This window comes from Marinomonas sp. HM11-D (assembly GCF_057626615.1).
In genome coordinates this window covers 314207-336607 of record NZ_JBMMKT010000005.1, presented here as the reverse complement: position 1 = coordinate 336607, position 22401 = coordinate 314207, and the positions used below count along the sequence as shown (strand labels likewise).

Here is a 22401-nt window from a genome sequence, read left to right as displayed (position 1 = left end):
ATAATAAACCCAGACTCACCAAGCTTGACTATACTAAAACAAGCTGAGAATAAGGATAGTGAGCTAAGTCTCAGCTCAGGCTGACACCTAGTACAGTATGTTTGTTACAGCCTCGGATTCAGGTTAGCTCAATCATGCATTCGGCGCTTACTCCCCTTAGCGCCAAATACGGATAGCTTTTCAGCCCGCCTAAACAATCAAGGCGGGCTTTTTTATGCCTTCATTTCAATAAGATACAAAAAAAGCGAGGTGTTTGACACAACCTCGCTTTTATTAAGTCCAGATAGCCTGACTTACGACACTCGCTCACCGTGCGCTTGCTTGTCGGCATGGTACGAAGAACGTACTAGCGGACCACAGGCAGCATGTTTGAAGCCAAGTTCTTTTGCCACTTGTTCGTAGCGCTCAAACTCTTCTGGATGCACAAAGCGATCCATCGGGAAGTGATGTTTCGAAGGCTGCAAGTATTGACCGATAGTCAACATATCTACGTTATGGGCACGTAGGTCTTTCATTACTTCAACGATCTCTTCAAAAGTTTCACCCATACCCACCATCAAACCAGATTTAGTCGGTACGTCTGGGCAACGCTCTTTAAATTTCTTCAATAGGTCTAACGACCACTGGTAATCAGAACCTGGACGAACCTGGCGGTACAAACGCGGAATCGACTCTAGATTGTGGTTGAATACATCTGGTGGTGCCACTTCAAGAATGTCTAACGCCACATCCATACGACCACGGAAGTCTGGCACTAGAGTTTCGATTTCAATGTTCGGGCTTTGCGCACGTGTTTCGCGGATACAATCAACAAAATGCTGAGCACCACCGTCACGAAGGTCATCACGGTCAACCGAGGTGATCACTACGTATTTCAAACGCATGTCGCGAATAGCAACCGCTAGCTCTTTTGGCTCATCTTCACTTAACGCGTTTGGTCGACCGTGAGCCACATCACAGAACGGACAACGACGGGTACAAATATCACCCATGATCATAAAGGTCGCTGTACCGTTAGAGAAACACTCGCCTAGGTTCGGACAGTTCGCTTCTTCACAAACGGAAGCCAGTTTATGCTCACGCAAAGTACTCTTGATACGAGCGATCTCTGGCGATGCAGGCATGCGCACACGCAACCAATCCGGTTTACGTGGAATTTCTTCCGTTGGGATAACCTTGACAGGAATACGTGCCATCTTGTCGGCACCACGAAGTTTTTCACCCTGTACAACTCGCTTTTGCTGAGTAGTCATTCTTATTCACCCTTGTTGGATAATCGGATGAGAGTATCCGAGACGTTCAGCCAATACGTTTGCCAGCTGAACTTTAACTTGCGCCATCTTGGTTTCAGGCTGCAAGCGCTTCATATCAATCATCTGTAGACCTTGATAGCCACACGGATTAATGCGCAAAAATGGGGACAAATCCATATCAACATTTAATGCCACGCCATGGAACGAGCAGCCTCTTCGTACTCTCAACCCTAAAGAGGAAATCTTCATACCATTCACGTAAACGCCCGGTGCATCCGGCTTGGGGTAAGACTCAATGCCGTGCTCTTTACAAACATCGACGATTGAGTTTTCGATAAGTGTTACCAGATCACGTACACCGATGCCCAGACGTTTAAGGTCAATCATGATGTAAGCAATCAATTGCCCTGGACCGTGATAAGTCACTTGACCACCGCGGTCGGCTTGAACCACGGGGATATCCCCCGCGTCCAACAAATGCTCTTCTTTACCAGCTTGTCCCTGCGTGAATACAGGTGGGTGTTCTAGCAGCCAAATTTGATCAGGATCGTCTTTGGTTCTCACTTGAGTGAAGTCTTTCATCTTCTCCCAAGTGGATTCATAAGGCACCACGCCAAGATCGCGGCACAGGATAGTTTCTGGCATCGGTTACATAACCATTTTAACCGCTTCAACCACCATTAGGTCTTTGTGCAAGCGAGCCAATTGGTCTTCACTTTCAGCATTGATGCGGAAGCTAAAGCTAACAAAGCGTCCTTTAGAAGACACATTTTTACTGATCAAGGATTCATCGAAGTCAGGTGCGTGCTTAAGCACGCACTCAACTACGCGAATGTGGGTATCATCAGCATCCATCGCCACAACTTTAATCAGGTAGTTGGCGCAAGGAAACTCGATTTTAGGGGCATCAGGCGCATCCTTGGCAACAACACCTTGTTTATTAATTAAAGTCATATTTCTTGAATTACCGTCTTTTAAAACAAGTTCATAAAGAACAATTTAACTTTGTCGAATAGGCGCTTAAAGAAACCGCCTTCGGCAACTGGCTCAAGTGCCACCACATCACGCTCTAGTAGGATATTGTCAGGCGTACCAACAATAATCTTACCTAGCACATCGCCCGCATTGATTGGGGCTTCAATTTCAGATTTCAACTCTAGAGAAGCTGGAATTGAATCTGCGTTTTGACGCGGCATAGTGACCAACACGTCTTCCGCAAAGCCGACTTTGACACTATCAGCTTCACCGCCCCAAACTTGGGCAGTGCTCAGCACCTGTCCAGCGCTGTAAAGCTTACGTGTTTCGTAGTAACGGAAACCGTGGTTTAACAGTTTCTGCGTTTCAGAAGCACGGGCTTCATCTGAGCTTGTACCCATTACCACAGCGATCAAACGTGTGCCGTTGCGTACCGCAGACGCTGCTAGACAGTAGCCTGCTGCTTCCGTGTGGCCTGTTTTTAGGCCATCAACGGTGTCATCGCGCCACAATAGCTTATTACGGTTTGGCTGACGGATATCGTTGTAAGTAAAGTATTTCTCAGAATACATTTTGTAGTTTTCTGGGAAATGAATAATGGTCGCACGAGCCAACAAAGCCAGGTCATACGCACTTGAATAGTGATCTTCCGCTGGGAAACCCGTTGAGTTCATAAAGTGCGAGTTATTCATGCCTAGCAGCTTGGCGTGTTGGTTCATTAGATCAGCAAATGCCGATTCGCCACCGGCGATGTGTTCCGCCACAGCGACACTAGCATCGTTACCTGATTGGATAATAATACCGCGCATCAGATCTTCTAGATCAACTTGTGTGCCTTCACGAATAAACATTCGTGAACCTTCCATACGCCAAGCTTTCTCACTGATGGTTACTTTATCATCCAGTCTGATGTTGCCTTTCGCCAACTCAAACTCCGTGATGTAAGCCGTCATCAGCTTAGTCAAACTCGCTGGAGGTAATTCCTCACGACTATTATGTTCAACCAATACATCACCGGTGTACGCATCCAATAGCACATAGCTGCTGGCTGAAAGTTGCGGTGGTGCTGGAATCAATGAAGGTGCGGCGTGCACCAAGGAAGTCATTAAAGAAATAGTAAAAATAAAAAGTGATAACAGTCGTTTCATAGTTTTAAACGTCTTAGTCAAATCCGTGAGGCCTGCATGATACTAAAGGGAGCTTCGAATCTCTAGCCTAGTTAAAGTTTACTCTAGGGAGCTAACGCGACTTTTACACTTTTGCCAAAGCCCGCTTGTTCCAATTTCTGTTGCCAAGTTTGTAGCATTTGATCGTTTTCATAAGGACCAACCACTACTTTATAGAGTCCATCCGGAGCATGCACTACTTCGATGTTGATCGATGTGTCAAAGTTTTCAAATAATCTTTTCTGCAAGCTACTGGCCGATTCTTGTTTTGAAAAAGCCCCTAATTGCAAATGACTAAACAATAAGTCATTTTCGGGTGCCGATACTGCAATAGGTTTGACTGCTACAACTGGCGCTGGAGTCGGTATTACGACTGGTTTTATGGGGGTGGTTTTAGTCGCATTGGAAGCCTGATAACGCTCTCCTGGCTTGGGCGTAATCGCCTCCACCCGTACCCGTGCTAAACCCTTTTTGTGGTAGCCCAGTCGCGCGGCCGCGGCATAAGATAAGTCAATCAGACGATCACCGTGAAACGGACCACGATCGTTAACTCGGACAATCACTGAGCGCTGGTTATCAAGGTTGGTTACCTTCAAAAAAGTAGGCAACGGCAGAGACTTATGGGCTGCTGAAAACGTATACATGTCATAAGTTTCCCCATTTGAAGTTCTGTGACCATGAAACTTCTGACCATACCAAGAGGCCGTGCCTTCTGCAGCATACCCCTCAGCCGAATCCATTACGTAGTACTCCTTGCCCCAAACTTCATAGGGAGACTTATTGCCGCCACGACTCTTCGGCTCGTATCTCGGAATCAAGTCAGGTAGATGATCTACCTTTATGTCACCGCTTGGCGCATGATCCTGCAAAATGCTGTAACGCCCACCACCCGATGCTTTGTCATAGTCGATCGAATTTGTATGATCAGTGCTGGCACAGCCCGTCAAACCGACGACTGCAATTACTCCCAGCCACTTAGTCACCTTCATGCTGTGCAATCCTATTTGCTAATTCTAAAACGGACATAGCATAGCGGCGACTTGGGTTGTAATCCATGATGGTGAAGAAGTTATCATAGGCTAACCAATAATCCACTTCCGTTTCACTCTCACGCAGCCCTATCAGACCCGCTTTGCCGGCATTGTAATTTGTCGTTGCCCAAACGCCCTTGTCACCCCATTCATTCATAGTATGTAACGGGGCACGGCCTTTGTTGACTAACTCTTTTACCGCCTCAGGTTGATCGACTCGTGCCGTTACCGCAGCAGTCTGTTTATACTGCCAACCATGATGACGTAAGTAGTTGGCAATGCTACCAATGGCATCCGCTTCGGACTTCCAAAGATCAATACGTCCACTTTGGTCATAATCGACTGCCAACTTGATATAGTTACTCGGCATGAACTGCACCATGCCTAGCGCACCACTGTACGACCCTTTGGTTTCGCCAACTTGCCAACCTTGATTACGAGCTAACAGCAGATACGCTTCCAATTCACTTTTGAAGTAACTGCCACGACGTGGGTAGTCAAACGACAAGGTGGTTAAAGACGTAAACACGTCGCGATTACCGGTGACCTTACCATAAGCGGTTTCTACACCGATGAGCGCCACAATAACCTGCCAATCAACGCCGTAGTCTTTTTCTGCTCTGTCCAACCACTGTTTATTACGTTTGGCAAACGCAACCCCTTGTTTGACACGCACAGGGTCAATAAAGTTCGCGCGATATTTGTGATATGGCACTAATACTTCAGGTTGATTATCAGATTTAGTAATCACCTGCTCACGCTTGTAGGTATTGGAAAACATTTGCGTGAGCAGTGTACGATCGTAGCGGTGTTTAGATTCCATCTCATCGATGAACTGACGCACTTCTGGAAGCTCAATATAGGGCACCGCTTTAACTGCTTTTGTGACCGTCGGCTTGGCTTCTACTTGATCACCAACGCTAGAACATCCATACAACCCTAACGCCAAACCTATGGCTAAAATTCTTGGAAACATTACCTTGCCCTTTTATGAGTTTGAATCGACATTAAGATCCCGAATGTCGCCATGATGGTGATGATTGAGGTGCCACCATAGCTCACAAGAGGTAACGGTACACCGACAACCGGCAAGATCCCAGAGACCATGCCAATATTTACAAACATGTACACAAAGAAGGTTAAAGTAATACTTCCGGCCAATAAACGTGCATAGTTATCTTCCGCATTCGCCGCGATGTATAAGCCTCGGGCGATAACCAGTAGATACGCACACATCAACAAGCCACAGCCCAACATGCCAAACTCTTCTGCCAATACGGCGATGATAAAGTCGGTATGACTTTCAGGTAGGAAGTCCAGTTGTGCTTGGGTCCCTTCAAGAAACCCCTTACCATAGAGGCCACCTGAACCAATGGCTGTTTTGGATTGAATAATGTTCCAACCCGACCCTAATGGGTCACTCTCAGGGTTCAGGAACGTCAGTACCCGCTGCTTTTGATAGTCGTGCATCACATGCCACAAGCTATATGCTGCGGCCGGTGCGATGGCTGCCGCGCCTAGGATATAACGCCAGCCAATACCCGCTAAGAAGAGTGCAAAGATACCCGAAACACCCACCAACAATGCCGTACCCAAATCCGGTTGCTTCGCCACCATCAATGACGGCACCGCGACGATCACTAATACCGTGACAATTTCTTTTAATGTCGGTGGCAATGGGCGGTTAGCAAAATACCAAGCCACCATCATCGGCATGACAATTTTCATTAATTCCGAAGGCTGAAAACGCGGACCGCCCGGAATTTGTAACCAGCGCTGGGCACCTTTCGCCCCCACACCGAACAACAATACGCCAATCAGCAAGGCAACAATTACAGCAAATAAGAATGGCGAGGCACGACGCATGTATTTGGGGGGCAATTGGGCGAGTATCAAACACACCACCATACCCACACCTAAACGAAATACCTGACGCTCAACCATTTCAATATCTTGGCCGGATGCTGAGTATAGAATGGTTAACCCACCCGCCATGAGGAGCAACAGCGCCATCAGCAATAACACATCGACGTGTGTTAAGCGCCATAATCGGGCATTGGTAAAAGCGATGATGCGCTCATAAATCGGCATATTCATCGACCTTGCTCCTTAAAGTAATCGTACTCAGCAGGATAATTGTCATACAGGTAGGCATCAAACAGTGCCTTAGTCAGATCGGCTGGCTTTGAACTACTACCACCGTTTTCAAAGATGGCAAACACCGCAATTTTCGGTTTATCTGCTGGCGCAAAGCCGATAAACAAGGCATGGTCATGTAAACGCTTATCTAGATTATCCGCATTGTATTCTTGGTCATCCGCCAAACTGAATACCTGCCCAGTCCCCGTTTTACCGGCAATTTGATACTCAGTGCCCTGTAAACGTCGCCCTGTACCATGGGCATCAGTGACGACCTTTTTCATTGCATTGATCATGCGCTCCCAGTTGCGCTGATCCTTTAAGGTGATCTTATGCTCCACACCCTCATTATCCTCAAAGGTAGCGGGCAGATCATTGATGGTTTGCACCATGCGCGGGTAATACATATGGCCACGAGCCGCCATCGCCGCATTCGCCGTGGCAATCTGAATCGGTGTCGCCACCATAAAGCCTTGGCCGATCCCTACGTTGACGGAGTCTCCTGGGTACCAAGGTTCTTTATAACGGGCTTTTTTCCATTCATTAGAAGGCAGCAAACCTGGGCTGGCGCCATTAAGGTCCAAAATCGAGTTTTGCCCATAGCCAAATTTTGACAAGAAAGTATGAATCGGCGTAATGCCCATTTTATGAGCTAACTGGTAGTAGTAGGTATCGACCGATTCAATAATGGAGCGTTCTAGATCAATCATGCCATGGCCGCCACGCTTCCAGTCTCGGTAACGACGTCCATTCGGATTAATTTGATAGAAGCCACGGGCATAGTATTTTTCAGTCCAGGAAGAGAAACCGTACTCAAGCCCCGCTAAGCCCATAAAAGGCTTAATGGTAGAAGCAGGTGGATAACCGCCGCGTAATGCGCGGTTAAACAAAGGCAGGCGCTTGTCATCACGTAGCTCTGCATACTGATCAAGGGAAATACCGCGGACGAACAAGTTGGGATCAAAGCCTGGCTTAGACACCATCGCCAGTACGCCACCATTGTTAGGATCAATGGCCACTACTGAGCCCTTATAAGTGCCCAACAAATCGTAGGCGTACTGCTGTAGCCGCGCATCCATATACAGATGCAAATCTTGTCCAGGCGTCGGGTTCTGGCGTTCGATTTCAGACATGATGCGGCCACGGGCATTCACTTCGACTTTTGAAATACCAGGTTTACCGAATAAGGTGGATTCGTAGTATTCCTCAACACCCGTTTTACCGATAAAAAGCGCCCCTTGGTAAGACAAGCGGTCAACACGCTCTAAATCTTTTGCGGTAATGCGCCCCACGTAACCAATCGCGTGAGCGAAGGCTTCGCCATAGGGGTAATAGCGTGTTAATTGAGCTTCAACTTGCACACCGTCAAGCTTGTACAAATCCACCGAGACACGAGACCACTCCTCATCAGAGAGCTGCGTTTTCAAGGTAAGCGATTGATACGGACGACGATATTCTTTTAGGCGATCTTCATAGTCCGCCCACTCCTCGTCGCTAATGTCGATCAAAGGATTGAGCAGCTCTTTCAGCTCAGGCAGTTTCGCCGCACGTTCCGGAATCACCGTTAAACTGTGTATGGGACGGTTATCCGCCAACACCACACCATTGCGGTCATAAATCAGTCCCCTTGGGGGCGGTTCAGTGACCAGCATGACGCGGTTATCATTGGCCTTGGTTTGATAGAGCTCAAACTCCATCACCTGCAGATAGAATAAACGCGCCATCAATACGCCCACCAACAACAACACGAAAATGGCGGCAACGATTACCCTACGCTTAGTTAGGGCATGTTCCTGACGGTAATTACGAAAGACCTGATGATGCTTGCCCAAAACAGAACCCTAGCGGTGGTATGGGTGATTATTCATTAGGGTCCAAGCACGGTAAATCTGCTCGGCCAAAAGAATGCGTACCATAGGATGAGGCAAGGTAAGCTTGGACAGTGACCAAGCTTGATCTGCGCGGGCAGTACAGCGTGGATCTAAACCATCTGGACCACCCACTAACAGGGAGATGTTGTGGCCATCCATGCGCCATTGTGCAGTTTGCTCAGCCAATTGCTCGGTACTCCAGGTTTTACCCAGTACTTCTAGGGCAATCACCTTGTCTCCTGCGGGAATCGCCGCCAACATCGCATCACCTTCCTTTTGGATGGCCTTGGCAATATCGGTATTCTTACCGCGAGGTGACATTTGAAGTTCAACCAGCTCTAACGAGAAGTCTTTGGGCAAACGTTTGGCGTACTCTTCGTAGCCTTCCGTCACCCATTTTGGCATTTTCGTACCCACTGCAATCAATCTAACGCGCATGTCTAAACCTTAACGTTTCTCTGGTTTGATATCCCAAAGTTTTTCAAGGTCGTAGAATGAACGAGCTTCTTCAGTCATCACATGAACAACCACGTCATATAGGTCAACAAGAACCCAGTCGCTGCCCATATCACGACCTTCACTGCCTAGTGGCTGAAGACCTTTGCTTTTCGCGTGTTCAACCACGTTTTGACCCAGAGAGTTCACGTGACGCTTAGACGTACCCGTACAGATGACCATGTAATCCATCATGTCAGTTAGTTCGCTAACGTTAAGTACCGTGATGTTATCGCCTTTAATATCCTCTAGTGACTCGACAGCAATTTCGAGAATTTGATCGGCAGATAATTGAGTTTGGCTCATAGTTTCGGATAACCCTATTTATATAAAGAATGTGCTTCGATGAAGCGTTGTATTGTTTCTGGAACCAAGTAGGCTATAGACGCGTTTTTGCGGCAAAGGTTTCGTACTTGGCTAGATGAAATCGCAAGAGGCGTGAAGCTCTGCATCCAAATCTTACCAGCGGGCGCGGATTGTAACTCAGCCGCGCTCTCGGCTCGATGTTTTTCATAAAAAGACTCTAGCGTAGAAATAAAATCAGGTTCCCACCCAGGTCTTGAGATCACTAAAATGTGCGCCACGTCGAGCAACTCCTGCCAACGGGCCCAGGTTGGTAAAGACAAGAAACTGTCCATACCCACCACCATGATCAGTGGTTCCTCATCCCCCAGCTCTTCACGCAGCTGGATCAAGGTATCAATGCTGTAACTACGTCCTTCCCGAAGTATTTCCCGCGCGTCGACACTTAAGCGTGAATCCGCTTGAATACCAAGCTCCACCATTTTTAGGCGTTGCTCAGCACTAACACTCGGCTCCCCTTTGTGTACCGGTTGGTAACAAGGGATCAAACGTAGCGTTTCAAACTGGAAATAATCGAGGATATCGACCGCAGAACGCAAATGGCCGTGGTGAATGGGATCAAATGTCCCCCCCATCACGACCGTTCCTTTTTTTGCTGTATTTGACAACTCAGTTGTCACGGGTGTGACCATCCCCTAACACCACGTATTTTTGGCTGGTCAGACCAATCAGACCCACAGGGCCACGGGCATGAATTTTATCAGTAGAAATACCAATTTCTGCCCCTAGACCGTATTCGAAACCGTCGGCAAACGCTGTTGAAGCGTTGACCATGACGGAAGACGAATCCACTTCTGCCATAAAAGCACGTGTTTTCGAGTAGTTCTGTGACACGATAGCATCAGAGTGATGAGAGCCGTATTTATTGATGTGGGCAATCGCCTCATCCATATCCGCGACCACTTTAATCGACAACTTCGGTGCTAGGTATTCCGTGTACCAATCATCTTCCGTTGCTACCGCGGCATCAATAATGGCGCGAGTTTGCTCACAGCCTACTAGCTCCACCCCTTTTTCAGCCAAGGCATCCGCTAAGCGAGGAAGGATGTCTGCTGCCACAGCAGCATTCACCAGCAATGACTCCATGGCGTTGCAGACACCGTAACGACGAGTCTTTGCATTCATAGCAATTTTAAAGGCTTTGTCTAGATCCGCTTGGTCATCAATGTAGACATGACAGTTACCGTCTAGGTGCTTGATGACTGGCACACGTGCATCTTTACTAATACGCTCAATCAAGCCTTTACCACCACGTGGCACAATCACATCAACAAACTCAGGCATCGTAATTAACAAACCAACCGCTTCACGATCGACCGTATTGATCACCTGCACCGCATCTTCTGGCAAACCCGCTGTTGCAAGACCAGACTGAACCGCTTCGGCAATGGCTTGGTTTGAGTAAAAGGCTTCACTACCACCGCGTAAGATAGTTGCGTTGCCAGACTTCAAACATAGACTCGCCGCATCAATGGTTACGTTTGGACGTGATTCGTAAATGATACCAATGACACCCAGTGGCACTCGCATTTTACCCAGCTGAATACCCGATGGACGGTACACCATATCAGTGATTTCACCGACTGGATCTGGCAAGGCTGCTACTTGCTTAAGGCCTTCGATCATACCGTCGATGCGCGCATCGTTCAGTTCAAGGCGATCCAATAAAGCCGCATCTAGCCCTTTTTGCTTACCATTTTCTAAGTCCTTAGCATTCTCTTCTTTCAATCGAGGTCGTGCGTGCTCCAAAGCATCGGCCATGGCAAACAAGGCTTTGTTCTTTTGCTCAGTGGTAGCACGAGTCAATTGGCGTGACGCAGCACGAGCCTTTTGACCAACTTCGTTCATGTAAGATTCTAAGGACATTCGTTTCTCTCTTCTTTATCCAGCGATGTCTTTTCCCTTTATGGGACGCTATAAAAATAGATAAGCGGTATACTAACACATCTTATTCAATCTGATTCTCAAATATTCAACGTCCTAACGATTAATTTACCCATGACCAGCACCTTTCAATTTCAGCAAATCGGCGTCGTTCACTCTTGTTACAAACAGAAATTTGGCATTCCTCGCCAACCAGGACTGGTCACCGAAGCTTCAGCCTCAATTGAGCTATTACCACCTTTCAACCGTCTTGATGTACTCGACGGTTTGGATGGATTCTCACATATCTGGGTTCATTTCATTTTTCATGAGTGCATGACCGACAACTGGAAAGCGAAAATACGCCCACCACGTTTGGGCGGCAAAGAAAAAATGGGGATTTTTGCGACGCGCGCCACGCACCGCCCTAATCCACTAGGCTTATCAGTCGTGGAAGTCAAAGGCGTACGCAAAGAAGGTAATCGTGTCTTTATCGACATTATTGGTGCTGATTTACTGGATCAAACGCCGGTGGTCGACATCAAGCCTTACCTACCTTACGCCGATGCCTTGCCAAACGCTAAAGGTGGCTTCGCCCCACTCCCCACTACGCTAAAATCCGTGCACTTCTCAGAACTAGCGCTGCAACAGGCCAACAGCTATAAAGAAACGTATCAACGAGATTTAATGCCACTGATTGAGCAAGTTATTGGTCAAGATCCACGCCCGTCTTATCTGGTTGGCTCAGAAGGTCGTGACCACGGCAATCAACTGTGGAATGCTAATATTAAGTGGACCGCGAAAGAGGATTACTTTCTCGTGACGCAAATAGAATTTCCAATAGGTGAGTCCAATGAACAAGTCAAAGATGCTTAATGCCTACAAGACTGTGAATAACTTGAAAAAGACTCAGGCAAGTGAGGTCGACTCCAGCCAAAATAGTCCCAAACTGTATCGCTCGGAATACGATGAAAAGTTGATAAAAGACTACCATTTTGCCAAATTTCAAAAGAATTTAGACCAGATTCAAAACAACCCTGATCTGACTGAATTACTCGAAAAACCTGAATGGAATGAAGAAGATATCAAAACACTTTTAGCCAATTTTCGCTAACCTAAGAGCTATACCCACGTTTATCCACATCTTCTGTGTATAGTTTATTTGTCAATCCGATCTTAAAAAAAACATAAAAAAAGCGGACCCAAATGGGTCCGCCTTTTAAAACATATTCTATTAAGCGTTAGCTCAATAAAACTTAGTTTTGGTTCTCAAGTTGAGCTTTGATTAGGTCACCGATTGTAGTCGGACCGCTAACTTCAGCTTGTTGCTTCTCAGCGTGAGATTTAAGAGCAGCTTTCTCTTCAGATGCATCTTTCGCTTTCACAGAGATAGCGATAGTGCGTGCTTTACGATCAACGTTAGTGATCGCAGCTTCTACAGAGTCACCTTCTTTAAGTACAGAAGTCGCATCTTCTACACGGTCACGGCTGATTTCAGAAACTTTCAAGTAAGCTTCAACGCCTTCAGCTAGAACAACTGTAGCACCTTTCGCGTCAACTTCAGAAACAGTACCGTTTACGATAGCGCCTTTGTCGTTTTCAGCAACGAAAGCAACGAATGGATCTTGCTCAAGTTGTTTAACGCCTAGAGAGATACGCTCACGTTCAGCATCGATAGAAAGAACAACAGTTTCTAGAACGTCACCTTTCTTGTACTTACGTACGGCTTCTTCACCAGCTTCATCCCAAGATAGGTCAGATAGGTGAACAAGACCGTCGATACCACCGTCAAGACCGATGAATACGCCGAAGTCAGTGATAGACTTGATTGCGCCAGAGATCTTGTCGCCTTTGTTGAAAGAAGTAGCAAACTCTTCCCATGGGTTCTGAGTGCACTGCTTGATACCTAGAGAAATACGACGACGCTCTTCGTCGATGTCTAGGATCATAACTTCTACTTCGTCGCCGATTTGAACAACTTTAGATGGGTGGATGTTCTTGTTCGTCCAGTCCATTTCAGACACGTGAACAAGACCTTCAACACCTTCTTCTAGCTCAGCGAAGCAGCCGTAGTCAGTTAGGTTAGTTACGCGTGCAGTAACTTTAGTACCTTCTGGGTAACGAGCTTTGATTGCTACCCATGGATCTTCACCTAGTTGTTTCAGACCTAGAGATACACGGTTACGCTCACGATCGAACTTAAGAACTTTAACGTCGATCTCGTCACCTACAGCGATGATTTCGCTTGGGTGCTTGATACGTTTCCAAGACATGTCAGTGATGTGTAGAAGACCATCAACACCGCCCAAGTCAACGAACGCACCGTAGTCAGTAAGGTTCTTAACGATACCTTTAACTTCTTGACCTTCTTCAAGGTTAGCAAGAAGAGATTCGCGCTCAGCACTGTTAGTAGCTTCCATAACAGCACGACGAGAAACAACAACGTTGTTACGTTTTTGATCAAGCTTGATAAGTTTGAACTCAAGTTCAACACCTTCAAGGTGAGATGTGTCACGGATAGGACGAACATCTACCAAAGAACCTGGCAAGAAAGCACGGATGTTAGCGATATCAACAGTGAAGCCACCTTTAACTTTACCGTTGATAATACCTTTAACGATTTCACCTTCTTCGTATGCTTTTTCAAGCACAGACCAAGTTTCAGCGCGCTTAGCTTTCTCACGAGAAAGTTTAGTTTCACCGAAACCGTCTTCTACAGCATCAAGAGCAACTTTAACTTCGTCGCCGATGTTTAGAGTGAATTCGCCGCTCTCGCTTAGGAATTGAGAACGTGGGATAACGCCTTCAGATTTAAGACCTGCGTGAACAGTTACCCAGTCGCTATCGATGTCAACAACGATACCAGTAACAATCGAGCCTGGCGCCATTTCTACGCTTTTTAGGCTTTCTTCAAACAGTTCTGCGAAGCTTTGAGTCATTGTGATTCCTATATACATGGAACAACTAAATGTTCCCTACCACATCGCCAGCTTATGTGGGGTTAATTTGCATTGATTGCGACTTGGCAAGAGCTGGCGCCAAATCGACTTGTTTAATCGATCTATTTTAGCACAAAGTTTGAACATAAATACAGATCAAACTGCAATGTATGATGCTTTTGCTGCTTCCGTCATAATCACGTCGACAACTTGATCAATGGTCATATCGGTACTATCGATCACTAGCGCACCAACGGCCGGTACTAATGGGGCAACCGGACGGTTAGCATCGCGCTCGTCACGCTCTTTGATGGTTTTGACTAACTCATCCAGCTTCACTTCATCGCCCTTTTGCTGCAATTGCATCAGGCGACGTTGAGCGCGCTCTTCTGGGCTAGCGGTTAAAAATACTTTTATGCTCGCTTCTGGGAACACCACTGTGCCCATATCACGACCATCGGCAACTAATCCTGGCGTTTGCACAAAGGCACGCTGGCGTAATAAAAGCCCGTCACGAACATCTGGAATCGCTGCCAATTTTGAGGCTTGATTACCAATAATTTCAGTACGGATCGCTTGGGTAACAACTTCCCCCTCCAATACAATCTCGACTTCATTAGTATCCGCTTGCAAGAATTGGATATCTAAGTGCTCTGCCAATACTTTGAGCGCTTCCACATCATCCGTTTGAATACCGTGATGAGAAGCGGCCAAAGCCAATAAACGATAAAGCGCACCACTATCAAGCAAATGCCATCCCAGCTTCTCGGCGACCAACTGACTAACTGTACCTTTACCGGCACCACTTGGGCCATCAATCGTAATAACTGGGGCTTGATTCATCATAACTGTTCCTCTTATTTAGCTATGCACTGAACACTTGAGGCCCAGCACAGTCGCAATTTCTTCTAAGTTTGGAATTTGCGCTAACAATTTTTGACAATCCCTGACTGTCGCACCATTGCGGCAACGTGCTGCAAGTAGTAGAAAAGCTAATGCCACTAACTCGTTCCCTGCACTGTCCAAATCCCCACCCTGAGGGGGACATCCTTTTATTATTAGTGTTCCGGCCTGCCACTCAATGGCACCACCGATATGATTCACACCATCCATCAATGTGGTGATGCGATCTTCGTAGAAATAAGGCAATTGAGGAATACCCTCGAACTGACTTTCACCTTCCGCATACACCGCTAGAACCGCCAAAAGAGAGACGAATTCACGCAACTCATAAGATTGTTCCGCCGTTAATGCAAAGGCTTTTAAAGGCGCGAAACTGACTCGCAACGTTTGAGTATTAAAGACCCCTAAAGGTTCACCCAACCAGACAAACTTAGCGCCCGCCTGCTGCAACACCTTCAGCAGAACATTCATGCGCCCATGACGCGCCACACCTTCTAATTGCAAAGCAGAGCCCGGTAAAATGGTGGCTAGCAAGACACTCCATAGCGCCTGTTGCATATCCGCCGGTAACTCAAGATTAGCCCCCACAATACTTTCATGATGCACTGTAAAGCTTGCCTCACCCTTAACCTGCACCCCAAAAGATGCAAACAGCGCTCGCACTTGTTCATCAAAAGGCAGTGCAGACTCAAACTGGCCATCTTGATCAGCAAACAAACTCACAATCACCGCCGAAGACATGAGGCGCGAGGACGCTGGCCCAGGCAATGTCGTTGACAAAGGAGATAATTGAGCAGGCGCAAATTTAAACGGCAAACAATCCGCCGCCGCCGACACCACATCAGCATCGACACTTTTCAGCAAGGCCAATAGATGTGTGAACGGGGTATTGAGTAAAGAGTCTTCACCGACTACCTCAACAGGGAATGTCTGCCCTGCTAAAACTGGCGCCAACAAATACAAGCTGGTGGCAGAGTTATGGACATTGATTGGCGCGATCGGAGCACGCAACCCTTTGCGCCCCACACCATGCACTCGCACTGAGCCATAGCCGAATTCCTCGATCACTACCCCCATATCACGCAGGGCTTGCATGGTCACTTTTACATCACCAGCTAGATCGATATTAACTAATTCACTGACGCCATGCGCTAGGGCGGCCATTATAAGCGCTCTATGTGACAAAGATTTGTCACCGATCAACTTAACGTCACCGTTAATCGCCGATGCAGGGCTCACCGAAATCGAAACTTGCTTTTCTTGGGGCTTACCTAAGGTACGCTGCTCGAGCAAACGCAAGAAGTGATCACGAGCCGACTTAGCACGAGTAAATACACCGTACATAGAGGCTCCATCGCCATCGACGATAGCCTGACGCATCTCCGCCAAACGATCTGTAAACAGGTCTAACGTCGTCAAGGTCGCGTCTTTATTGGCCAAGAACACATCACGCCACATCACCGGATCACTCGACGCAATACGGGTGAAATCACGGAAGCCACCGGCCGCAAAACGGAAGATATCTTGACTGCGTTCCGCATTCGCCAAGGCATCCACTAAGGTGTAAGCCAACAAATGAGGCAAGTGACTAGACGCCGCCAACACATGATCGTGATGATCCACATCCATACTCACGACATCCGCACCTACAGCACGCCATAGGCGGTGCAGTCGGTCGAGCAATTCAGGATCGGAATAAGGCAATGGCGTAATAATCGCCATATGCTTTTCAAATAAATGAGGGTTGGCCGCCAGTACGCCGCTTTTCTCCGCTCCGGCAATGGGGTGCCCAGGAATGAAATTAGCAGGCGCCTCACCAAATACTTTGACCGCAGCGGCCACCACACTACCTTTGGTAGAACCGACATCGGTCACCAAAGTAGTTGGCTTAATAAATGGTTTAATTTCAGATAACACAGACTCCATGGCGCGCACTGGCGTCGCTAGGATAATAATGTCCATGTTTGAAATAGTCGCTTCATCCAGCTGAGCAGGATGATCAATTACGCCGGTCGATACCCCCAGCGTCAGCTCTCCCGCGCGACGATCCGCCCCATACAAGGTCGCCAGACCTTGTTGCTTTAGACTTTTCGCGAACGAGCCACCAATCATGCCCAACCCAACGATTAGAACATTACCAAACTCTTTTTTATTGTCTTGCATAGTAAGCGCCTTATAACCGAACAAACTTAGCGCTTACAGCACTGCAACCGGGTAAGAACCCAGCACTTTCACTTCCGATGCACGTTCACGCAGTTCATCAATCACGGTCTTGCAAGCACCCTCTTCACAATGCCCCCAAAAGTCGATGTAGAACACATAGCCCCACTTACTGATCAAAGAAGGACGAGTTTCAAGGCGTGTCATATCCACACCGTGACGCTCGAATGACTCAAGCAAACGGTACAGAGCACCTGGCTCATTCTTAGCGCTGACCAATAAAGAAGTTTTATCTTTACCGCTTGGTGGCGTCTTCTCGTTACCGATAATCAAGAAGCGCGTGGTATTTTCTGGGTGATCTTCAATGTTCGCCGAGACGATTTCTAGATCGTACAGCTGACTGGCGATCTCGCCAGCAATGGCCGCAACTGCTTTACCATTGCGACCCGCTTCAGCCGCTAGACGCGCACCTTCCGCATTTGAACTCACGGCAACACGCTCTGCGTGGGGCCAGTAACGATCCAACCAGGCACGACATTGCGCTAAAGACTGCTGGTGCGAGTAAATATGCGTGACATCATCAGGATTGATATTTGGCGCCACCAACAAGTTGTGGTGAATACGAACCTCGACTTCACCACAAATTTTCAAACGTGAACCACGGAAGCTGTCTAGCGTGTGATTGACCACACCCTCGGTAGAGTTCTCAACCGGAACCACACCGTAGTTGGCTGCACCCGACTCCACTTCGCGGAACACTTCATCAATGGCCGCCATCGGCGCACTGACAATCGACTGACCAAAGTGCTTTAGCGCCGCTTGCTGTGTGAAGGTGCCTTCCGGACCCAAGAAAGCGATGCGCATTGGGCGCTCAAGTGCTAAGCAAGAAGACATGATTTGACGGAAGATCTTCGCCATCTCTTCATTGCCTAGCGGACCTTTATTACGCTCCATCACACGACGCAATACTTGGGCTTCACGCTCCGGACGATAAAACACGACTTTCTCATCACCTTGCTCGGCTAGCTTTACCTCAGCTACCTTTTGCGCACAAGCTGCGCGCTCATTTATCAAATCTTGAATCTGCGCATCAATTGCATCGATTCGATCACGTAGCAGAGGCAACGTCATCGGGATAGTATCGTTTTTTGTCGTCATAGAGCGTGTGTCCTAATTACAATTAGCCGTAGCGTTTTTCGAATGCTTGCATGAAGTCTACCAATGCCTGCACACCTGCAAGAGGCATAGCATTGTAGATACTCGCACGCATACCACCGACTGAACGGTGACCCGCAAGGGTACGAAGCCCGACTTCTTCTGACTCTTTTAAGAAAGTCTTTTCAAGTGATTCGTCCGCCAATACAAATGGCACGTTCATACGTGAACGGTAACGAACATCGATTGGGTTGGAGTAAAAGCCGCTGTTATCAATCGCGCTGTATAACAACTCAGCTTTTTCAATATTTAGTTTTTCCATAGCTGGAACGCCGCCTTGAGCGTCCAACCACTCAAACACCAAGTCTGCCAAGTAAATCGCAAACGTTGGCGGCGTGTTAATCATGGAATCATTTTGTGCAAGGCTTTCGAAAGACCACACACTTGGCAACACATCATTATTACTGCGCGCCAACAGATCTTTGCGAATGATATTAATCACCACACCGGCTGGGCCAATGTTCTTTTGTGCTCCGGCATAGATCATGCCGTACTTAGACACGTCCAATGGACGAGACAAGATAGTCGAAGACAAGTCCGCCACAATTGGTAAATTTGTTTCCGGCAGATCCGCAAACTCCAAACCACCAATGGTTTCGTTAGGCGTTAGATGCAAGTAAGCCGCTTTTTCATCCAGATTCAGTGTCGCGAAATCTGGCACCGTGGTGTAGTTCACATCTTTTGATGAGCCAGCCACCACAACATTGGTGTATTTCTTCGCTTCTTTTAGAGCCTTGCTCGACCAAGCACCGGTATCTAGGTAACAAGCCGACGCAAAACCATTGCTTAGGTTAGCCGGAATTTGTGCGAAGGACGTGGAAGCACCACCTTGAGTGAAGACAATTTCATAATCATCAGAGATATTCAGTAGCTTGCTTAGACGCGCTTTAGCCGATGCTAGGATCGACATAAACTCATCGCTACGGTGGCTCATTTCCATCACTGACACACCGGTTCCGTGCCAATCAAGAAGTTCTGCTTGCGCTTTTGCTAGTACAGCTTCTGGAAGCGCGGCGGGACCAGAACAAAAGTTGTAAACTCGGCTCATTCTGCCTTAAACCTCATTTAAAAATGTGTCTTACAACACAAAAGAAGGCGCACTCAAGGTGCGCCTAGGATTTTATTCTTCAGAGCTTGGGGGATTGCTCGTCAGTTCATCCGTTGTGTCGACTTGCTCAACGCCCACATCAACCTGCTCGGCTTCTGCTTCCGCATCATCGTCCTCCACAACACGTTCAACACCGACCAAACGCTCACCGTTTGATAGACGAATCAATGTCACACCTTGAGTGTTTCGACCTTGGCATGAAATCTCAGAAACGCGCGTACGTACCAAGGTACCCATATCGGTAATCAAGATCACTTCGTCCGACTCTTCAACTTGCGTCGCACCCTTAACTGGGCCATTACGCTCGGACACTTGAATACCAATCACACCTTGACCACCACGACCGTAAACTGGGAATTCACTGATCATAGTACGTTTACCGTAACCATTTTCACAAGCCATTAGTACCGCTGTATCTTGGTCTGCGCTTGGCACAATCAGAGACACCACTTTGGCATCTTCAGCCAGCTTGATACCGCGCACACCCGCTGCGGTACGACCCATTGGACGCACATCCGTTTCTTTAAAGCGGATCGTCTTACCTGAGCTCGACACCAACATGATGTCATCGTTACCAGACGTTTGTGCCACACCAACCAGTGCATCACTTTCATCCAGTTTCAACGCGATCAGACCACTTGTACGTGGACGAGCAAAGTGCTCCATGGCCGTTTTCTTAACGGTACCGTTGGCCGTCGCCATAAAGATGTAGCTGCTTGCAACAACGTCGTCACCGTCTTCTACATCCACTTCCACATCGCTGTCTACATCGGTTTTCTCTGGCGCAGTCAATGGTAATAGCGCAGAGATATGCTCACCTTCTGCCAATGGCAATAGGTTCACGATTGGACGGCCCTTAGACGCTCGGCTACCAACTGGAATTTCAAATACACGCAACCAGTACACTTTACCGAAGTTACTAAACAGCATCACGGTATCGTGACTGCTGGTTACCAACAAGTGACTGATATGGTCTTCATCTTTCATACCCGATGCTGACTTACCACGACCACCACGACGTTGAGCTTTGTACTCTTCTAGCGGTTGAGTCTTGGCATAACCGGTATCAGAAATGGTCACTACCATGGCCGCTTCATCAATCAAGTCAGCAATGGTTAGATCTTGCTTAGAAGTTAGAATTTCTGTGCGACGTGCATCGCCGAACTGATCACGCGCTTCTTCAAGCTCTTCACGAATCACTTCCATTAGGCGGTCAGGGTTGCCCAGAATTTCTAGCAACTCAGCAATCAAGTCGATCAAAGACTTGTATTCGCCTAGTAGTTTTTCGTGCTCAAGACCTGTTAGGCGATGTAGACGAAGATCAAGAATCGCTTGCGCTTGCTCTGGTGACAAACGGTAAACACCGTCATTGAAACCATACGCTGCATCTAGGTCATCTGGGCGACAGGCATCCGCACCAGCACGCTCAAGCATGGCCATAACATTGCCAGGCTCCCACGTCTCAGCGATCAGTTTTTCTTTCGCTTCTGCTGACGTTGGCGACTGACGAATCAACTCGATCACACGATCAATGTTAGCCAAGGCAACCGCTAGACCTTCAAGAACATGGCCACGTTCGCGGGCTTTACGCAGTTCGAAGATAGTACGGCGAGTCACCACTTCACGGCGGTGTTTGACGAAGCACTCAAGTACTTGTTTTAGGTTCAACAACTCTGGGCGACCATCTACTAGGGCCACCATGTTGATACCAAACACAGACTGTAGCTGAGTTTGCGCAAAGATATTATTCACTACCACGTCAGCATTTTCGCCACGACGCAGTTCGATCACGATACGCATACCATCTTTATCAGATTCGTCACGTAGCTCGCTAATACCTTCGATTTTCTTCTCTTTTACCAACTCAGCGATTTTCTCGATCACTTTTGCTTTGTTAAGCTGGTAAGGAATTTCAGTAAAGACGATCGCTTGACGATTGCCTTTTTCCATGTCTTCCACATGGTGGCGGGCACGCATATAAATACGGCCACGGCCAGTCTTGTAGGCTTCAACAATGCCTGCACGACCGTTAATAAATGCGCCTGTCGGGAAGTCTGGACCAGGAATGTGCTCCATCAGTTCATCGATGGTCACTTCTGGGTTATCAATGACATTCAAACAGCCATCGATCACTTCACCTAGGTTATGAGGTGGAATATTGGTCGCCATACCGACCGCGATACCCGCAGAGCCGTTAACTAGCAAGCCTGGGATACGTGTTGGCAACACTTCCGGCATAAACTCTGTACCATCATAGTTAGGTACAAAATCCACCGTTTCCTTTTCCAAATCCATCAGCATATGGTGCGACATACGCGCCATACGAATCTCGGTATAACGCATAGCTGCCGCGCTATCGCCGTCAACCGAACCGAAGTTACCTTGGCCGTCGACTAGCATGTAACGCATTGAGAATGGCTGCGCCATACGGACGATGGTTTCGTATACAGCAGAGTCACCATGAGGGTGATATTTACCGATCACGTCACCGACGATACGAGCGGATTTTTTGTAGGGCTTATTCCAGTCGTTCTTAAGTTCGTTCATCGCGTATAAAACACGACGGTGAACCGGTTTCAAACCATCTCGAACATCAGGCAATGCACGCCCGACGATTACGCTCATCGCGTAATCAAGATAAGAACCTTTCAGCTCATCTTCGATACTGACGGGAATAATTTCTTTGGCTAATTCACCCATAGATACTACCGTTCCTTATGTTTGGAGCGAGGCGACATGGCAACACGCTCCGGCCATCTTTTTGTAAGCGCGGCATTATACCACAAGCAAATCCTGAACACCCATCATCTATCGCGCTTTTATTTTTCGACAAACGTGCCACAGACACTGCACAAAATTCACGCAAGCTCTTGGTTACGATCAAAATTACGTAAAAAGCGACTCAGCATTGCAGTTCCGA

Annotated in this window: 20 protein-coding genes; 2 read left to right on the top strand and 18 right to left on the bottom strand. The window is 47.6% G+C overall.

Features of this window, described 5'->3' with window-relative positions:
* Positions 1–293: 293 nt before the first annotated feature.
* From lipA to ACOSVP_RS10110, 12 genes are all read right to left on the bottom strand, one after another.
* Complete coding sequence (lipA, locus tag ACOSVP_RS10165) at positions 294–1253, bottom strand: lipoyl synthase (RefSeq protein ID WP_487347382.1); 960 nt, start codon at positions 1251–1253, stop codon at positions 294–296.
* A 6-nt stretch (positions 1254–1259) separates the two neighbouring features.
* Positions 1260–1898, bottom strand: coding sequence for a lipoyl(octanoyl) transferase LipB (gene lipB / locus ACOSVP_RS10160; RefSeq protein WP_487347381.1), 639 nt, complete (start codon positions 1896–1898; stop codon positions 1260–1262).
* Positions 1899–1901: 3 nt separating this feature from the next.
* Complete coding sequence (locus tag ACOSVP_RS10155; protein ID WP_487347380.1) at positions 1902–2207, bottom strand: YbeD family protein; 306 nt, start codon at positions 2205–2207, stop codon at positions 1902–1904.
* A 20-nt stretch (positions 2208–2227) separates the two neighbouring features.
* Positions 2228–3376, bottom strand: coding sequence for a D-alanyl-D-alanine carboxypeptidase family protein (locus tag ACOSVP_RS10150; RefSeq protein WP_487347379.1), 1149 nt, complete (start codon positions 3374–3376; stop codon positions 2228–2230).
* 83 nt (positions 3377–3459) lie between these two features.
* Positions 3460–4383: a septal ring lytic transglycosylase RlpA family protein gene (locus ACOSVP_RS10145; RefSeq protein ID WP_487347378.1), complete on the bottom strand. Its 924-nt coding sequence runs from the start codon at positions 4381–4383 to the stop codon at positions 3460–3462.
* On the bottom strand, positions 4370–5401 hold the full coding sequence (gene mltB, locus ACOSVP_RS10140) for a lytic murein transglycosylase B (protein ID WP_487347377.1): 1032 nt from the start codon (positions 5399–5401) through the stop codon (positions 4370–4372). The genes ACOSVP_RS10145 and mltB overlap by 14 nt, the downstream gene beginning before the upstream one ends.
* Positions 5401–6516, bottom strand: a complete 1116-nt coding sequence (gene rodA / locus ACOSVP_RS10135; protein ID WP_487347417.1) for a rod shape-determining protein RodA — start codon at positions 6514–6516, stop codon at positions 5401–5403. Before rodA ends, mltB begins: the two co-directional genes overlap by 1 nt.
* A gap of 2 nt (positions 6517–6518) precedes the next feature.
* Positions 6519–8396, bottom strand: coding sequence for a penicillin-binding protein 2 (gene mrdA, locus ACOSVP_RS10130; protein WP_487347376.1), 1878 nt, complete (start codon positions 8394–8396; stop codon positions 6519–6521).
* 9 nt (positions 8397–8405) lie between these two features.
* Positions 8406–8873: a 23S rRNA (pseudouridine(1915)-N(3))-methyltransferase RlmH gene (gene rlmH, locus ACOSVP_RS10125; protein WP_487347375.1), complete on the bottom strand. Its 468-nt coding sequence runs from the start codon at positions 8871–8873 to the stop codon at positions 8406–8408.
* A 9-nt stretch (positions 8874–8882) separates the two neighbouring features.
* Positions 8883–9236 carry a ribosome silencing factor gene (gene rsfS / locus ACOSVP_RS10120; RefSeq protein ID WP_055461353.1) on the bottom strand — a complete coding sequence of 118 codons (354 nt, stop codon included), beginning with the start codon at positions 9234–9236 and terminating at the stop codon, positions 8883–8885.
* A 14-nt stretch (positions 9237–9250) separates the two neighbouring features.
* Complete coding sequence (gene nadD, locus ACOSVP_RS10115) at positions 9251–9925, bottom strand: nicotinate-nucleotide adenylyltransferase (RefSeq protein ID WP_487347374.1); 675 nt, start codon at positions 9923–9925, stop codon at positions 9251–9253.
* Positions 9903–11159 carry a glutamate-5-semialdehyde dehydrogenase gene (locus ACOSVP_RS10110; protein ID WP_487347373.1) on the bottom strand — a complete coding sequence of 419 codons (1257 nt, stop codon included), beginning with the start codon at positions 11157–11159 and terminating at the stop codon, positions 9903–9905. Before ACOSVP_RS10110 ends, nadD begins: the two co-directional genes overlap by 23 nt.
* 132 nt (positions 11160–11291) lie before the next feature.
* Between ACOSVP_RS10110 and tsaA the strand changes: the two genes are divergently transcribed.
* Positions 11292–12032 (top strand): tRNA (N6-threonylcarbamoyladenosine(37)-N6)-methyltransferase TrmO, encoded by a 741-nt coding sequence (gene tsaA, locus ACOSVP_RS10105; protein ID WP_487347372.1) that lies wholly within the window; start codon positions 11292–11294, stop codon positions 12030–12032.
* Complete coding sequence (locus tag ACOSVP_RS10100; protein WP_487347371.1) at positions 12010–12270, top strand: hypothetical protein; 261 nt, start codon at positions 12010–12012, stop codon at positions 12268–12270. Before tsaA ends, ACOSVP_RS10100 begins: the two co-directional genes overlap by 23 nt.
* 142 nt (positions 12271–12412) lie before the next feature.
* On the opposite strand, the gene rpsA is transcribed toward ACOSVP_RS10100, so the two are convergent.
* The 6 genes from rpsA to gyrA all read right to left on the bottom strand — a co-directional run bounded on the left by rpsA (position 12413) and on the right by gyrA (position 22181).
* Positions 12413–14095, bottom strand: a complete 1683-nt coding sequence (rpsA, locus tag ACOSVP_RS10095) for a 30S ribosomal protein S1 (protein WP_487347370.1) — start codon at positions 14093–14095, stop codon at positions 12413–12415.
* A gap of 156 nt (positions 14096–14251) precedes the next feature.
* The gene (gene cmk / locus ACOSVP_RS10090; protein ID WP_487347369.1) at positions 14252–14941 is read right to left on the bottom strand and encodes a (d)CMP kinase; all 690 of its coding nucleotides are present in this window, start codon (positions 14939–14941) and stop codon (positions 14252–14254) included.
* A gap of 15 nt (positions 14942–14956) precedes the next feature.
* Positions 14957–17161 carry a prephenate dehydrogenase/arogenate dehydrogenase family protein gene (locus tag ACOSVP_RS10085; protein ID WP_487347368.1) on the bottom strand — a complete coding sequence of 735 codons (2205 nt, stop codon included), beginning with the start codon at positions 17159–17161 and terminating at the stop codon, positions 14957–14959.
* Positions 17162–17194: 33 nt separating this feature from the next.
* A complete protein-coding gene (gene pheA / locus ACOSVP_RS10080) occupies positions 17195–18316 on the bottom strand; it encodes a prephenate dehydratase (RefSeq protein ID WP_487347367.1) in 1122 nt (373 codons plus the stop codon).
* Between the two features lie 22 nt (positions 18317–18338).
* On the bottom strand, positions 18339–19421 hold the full coding sequence (serC, locus tag ACOSVP_RS10075) for a 3-phosphoserine/phosphohydroxythreonine transaminase (protein WP_487347366.1): 1083 nt from the start codon (positions 19419–19421) through the stop codon (positions 18339–18341).
* A gap of 72 nt (positions 19422–19493) precedes the next feature.
* Complete coding sequence (gene gyrA, locus ACOSVP_RS10070; RefSeq protein WP_487347365.1) at positions 19494–22181, bottom strand: DNA gyrase subunit A; 2688 nt, start codon at positions 22179–22181, stop codon at positions 19494–19496.
* Positions 22182–22401 lie beyond the last annotated feature (220 nt).

Bases quoted from the DNA above. Each gene is read 5' to 3' on its own strand.
- ACOSVP_RS10155 (WP_487347380.1), bottom strand. From the start codon at position 2,207: ATGACTTTAATTAATAAACAAGGTGTTGTTGCCAAGGATGCGCCTGAT.
- ACOSVP_RS10110 (WP_487347373.1), bottom strand. From the start codon at position 11,159: ATGTCCTTAGAATCTTACATGAACGAAGTTGGTCAAAAGGCTCGTGCT.
- serC (WP_487347366.1), bottom strand. From the start codon at position 19,421: ATGAGCCGAGTTTACAACTTTTGTTCTGGTCCCGCCGCGCTTCCAGAA.
- rsfS (WP_055461353.1), bottom strand. From the start codon at position 9,236: ATGAGCCAAACTCAATTATCTGCCGATCAAATTCTCGAAATTGCTGTC.
- gyrA (WP_487347365.1), bottom strand. From the start codon at position 22,181: ATGGGTGAATTAGCCAAAGAAATTATTCCCGTCAGTATCGAAGATGAG.
- ACOSVP_RS10100 (WP_487347371.1), top strand. From the start codon at position 12,010: ATGAACAAGTCAAAGATGCTTAATGCCTACAAGACTGTGAATAACTTG.
- ACOSVP_RS10145 (WP_487347378.1), bottom strand. From the start codon at position 4,383: ATGAAGGTGACTAAGTGGCTGGGAGTAATTGCAGTCGTCGGTTTGACG.
- cmk (WP_487347369.1), bottom strand. From the start codon at position 14,941: ATGATGAATCAAGCCCCAGTTATTACGATTGATGGCCCAAGTGGTGCC.
- rpsA (WP_487347370.1), bottom strand. From the start codon at position 14,095: ATGACTCAAAGCTTCGCAGAACTGTTTGAAGAAAGCCTAAAAAGCGTA.
- mltB (WP_487347377.1), bottom strand. From the start codon at position 5,401: ATGTTTCCAAGAATTTTAGCCATAGGTTTGGCGTTAGGGTTGTATGGA.
- nadD (WP_487347374.1), bottom strand. From the start codon at position 9,925: ATGGTCACACCCGTGACAACTGAGTTGTCAAATACAGCAAAAAAAGGA.
- rlmH (WP_487347375.1), bottom strand. From the start codon at position 8,873: ATGCGCGTTAGATTGATTGCAGTGGGTACGAAAATGCCAAAATGGGTG.
- lipA (WP_487347382.1), bottom strand. From the start codon at position 1,253: ATGACTACTCAGCAAAAGCGAGTTGTACAGGGTGAAAAACTTCGTGGT.
- ACOSVP_RS10085 (WP_487347368.1), bottom strand. From the start codon at position 17,161: ATGCAAGACAATAAAAAAGAGTTTGGTAATGTTCTAATCGTTGGGTTG.
- ACOSVP_RS10150 (WP_487347379.1), bottom strand. From the start codon at position 3,376: ATGAAACGACTGTTATCACTTTTTATTTTTACTATTTCTTTAATGACT.
- tsaA (WP_487347372.1), top strand. From the start codon at position 11,292: ATGACCAGCACCTTTCAATTTCAGCAAATCGGCGTCGTTCACTCTTGT.
- pheA (WP_487347367.1), bottom strand. From the start codon at position 18,316: ATGACGACAAAAAACGATACTATCCCGATGACGTTGCCTCTGCTACGT.
- rodA (WP_487347417.1), bottom strand. From the start codon at position 6,516: ATGCCGATTTATGAGCGCATCATCGCTTTTACCAATGCCCGATTATGG.
- lipB (WP_487347381.1), bottom strand. From the start codon at position 1,898: ATGCCAGAAACTATCCTGTGCCGCGATCTTGGCGTGGTGCCTTATGAA.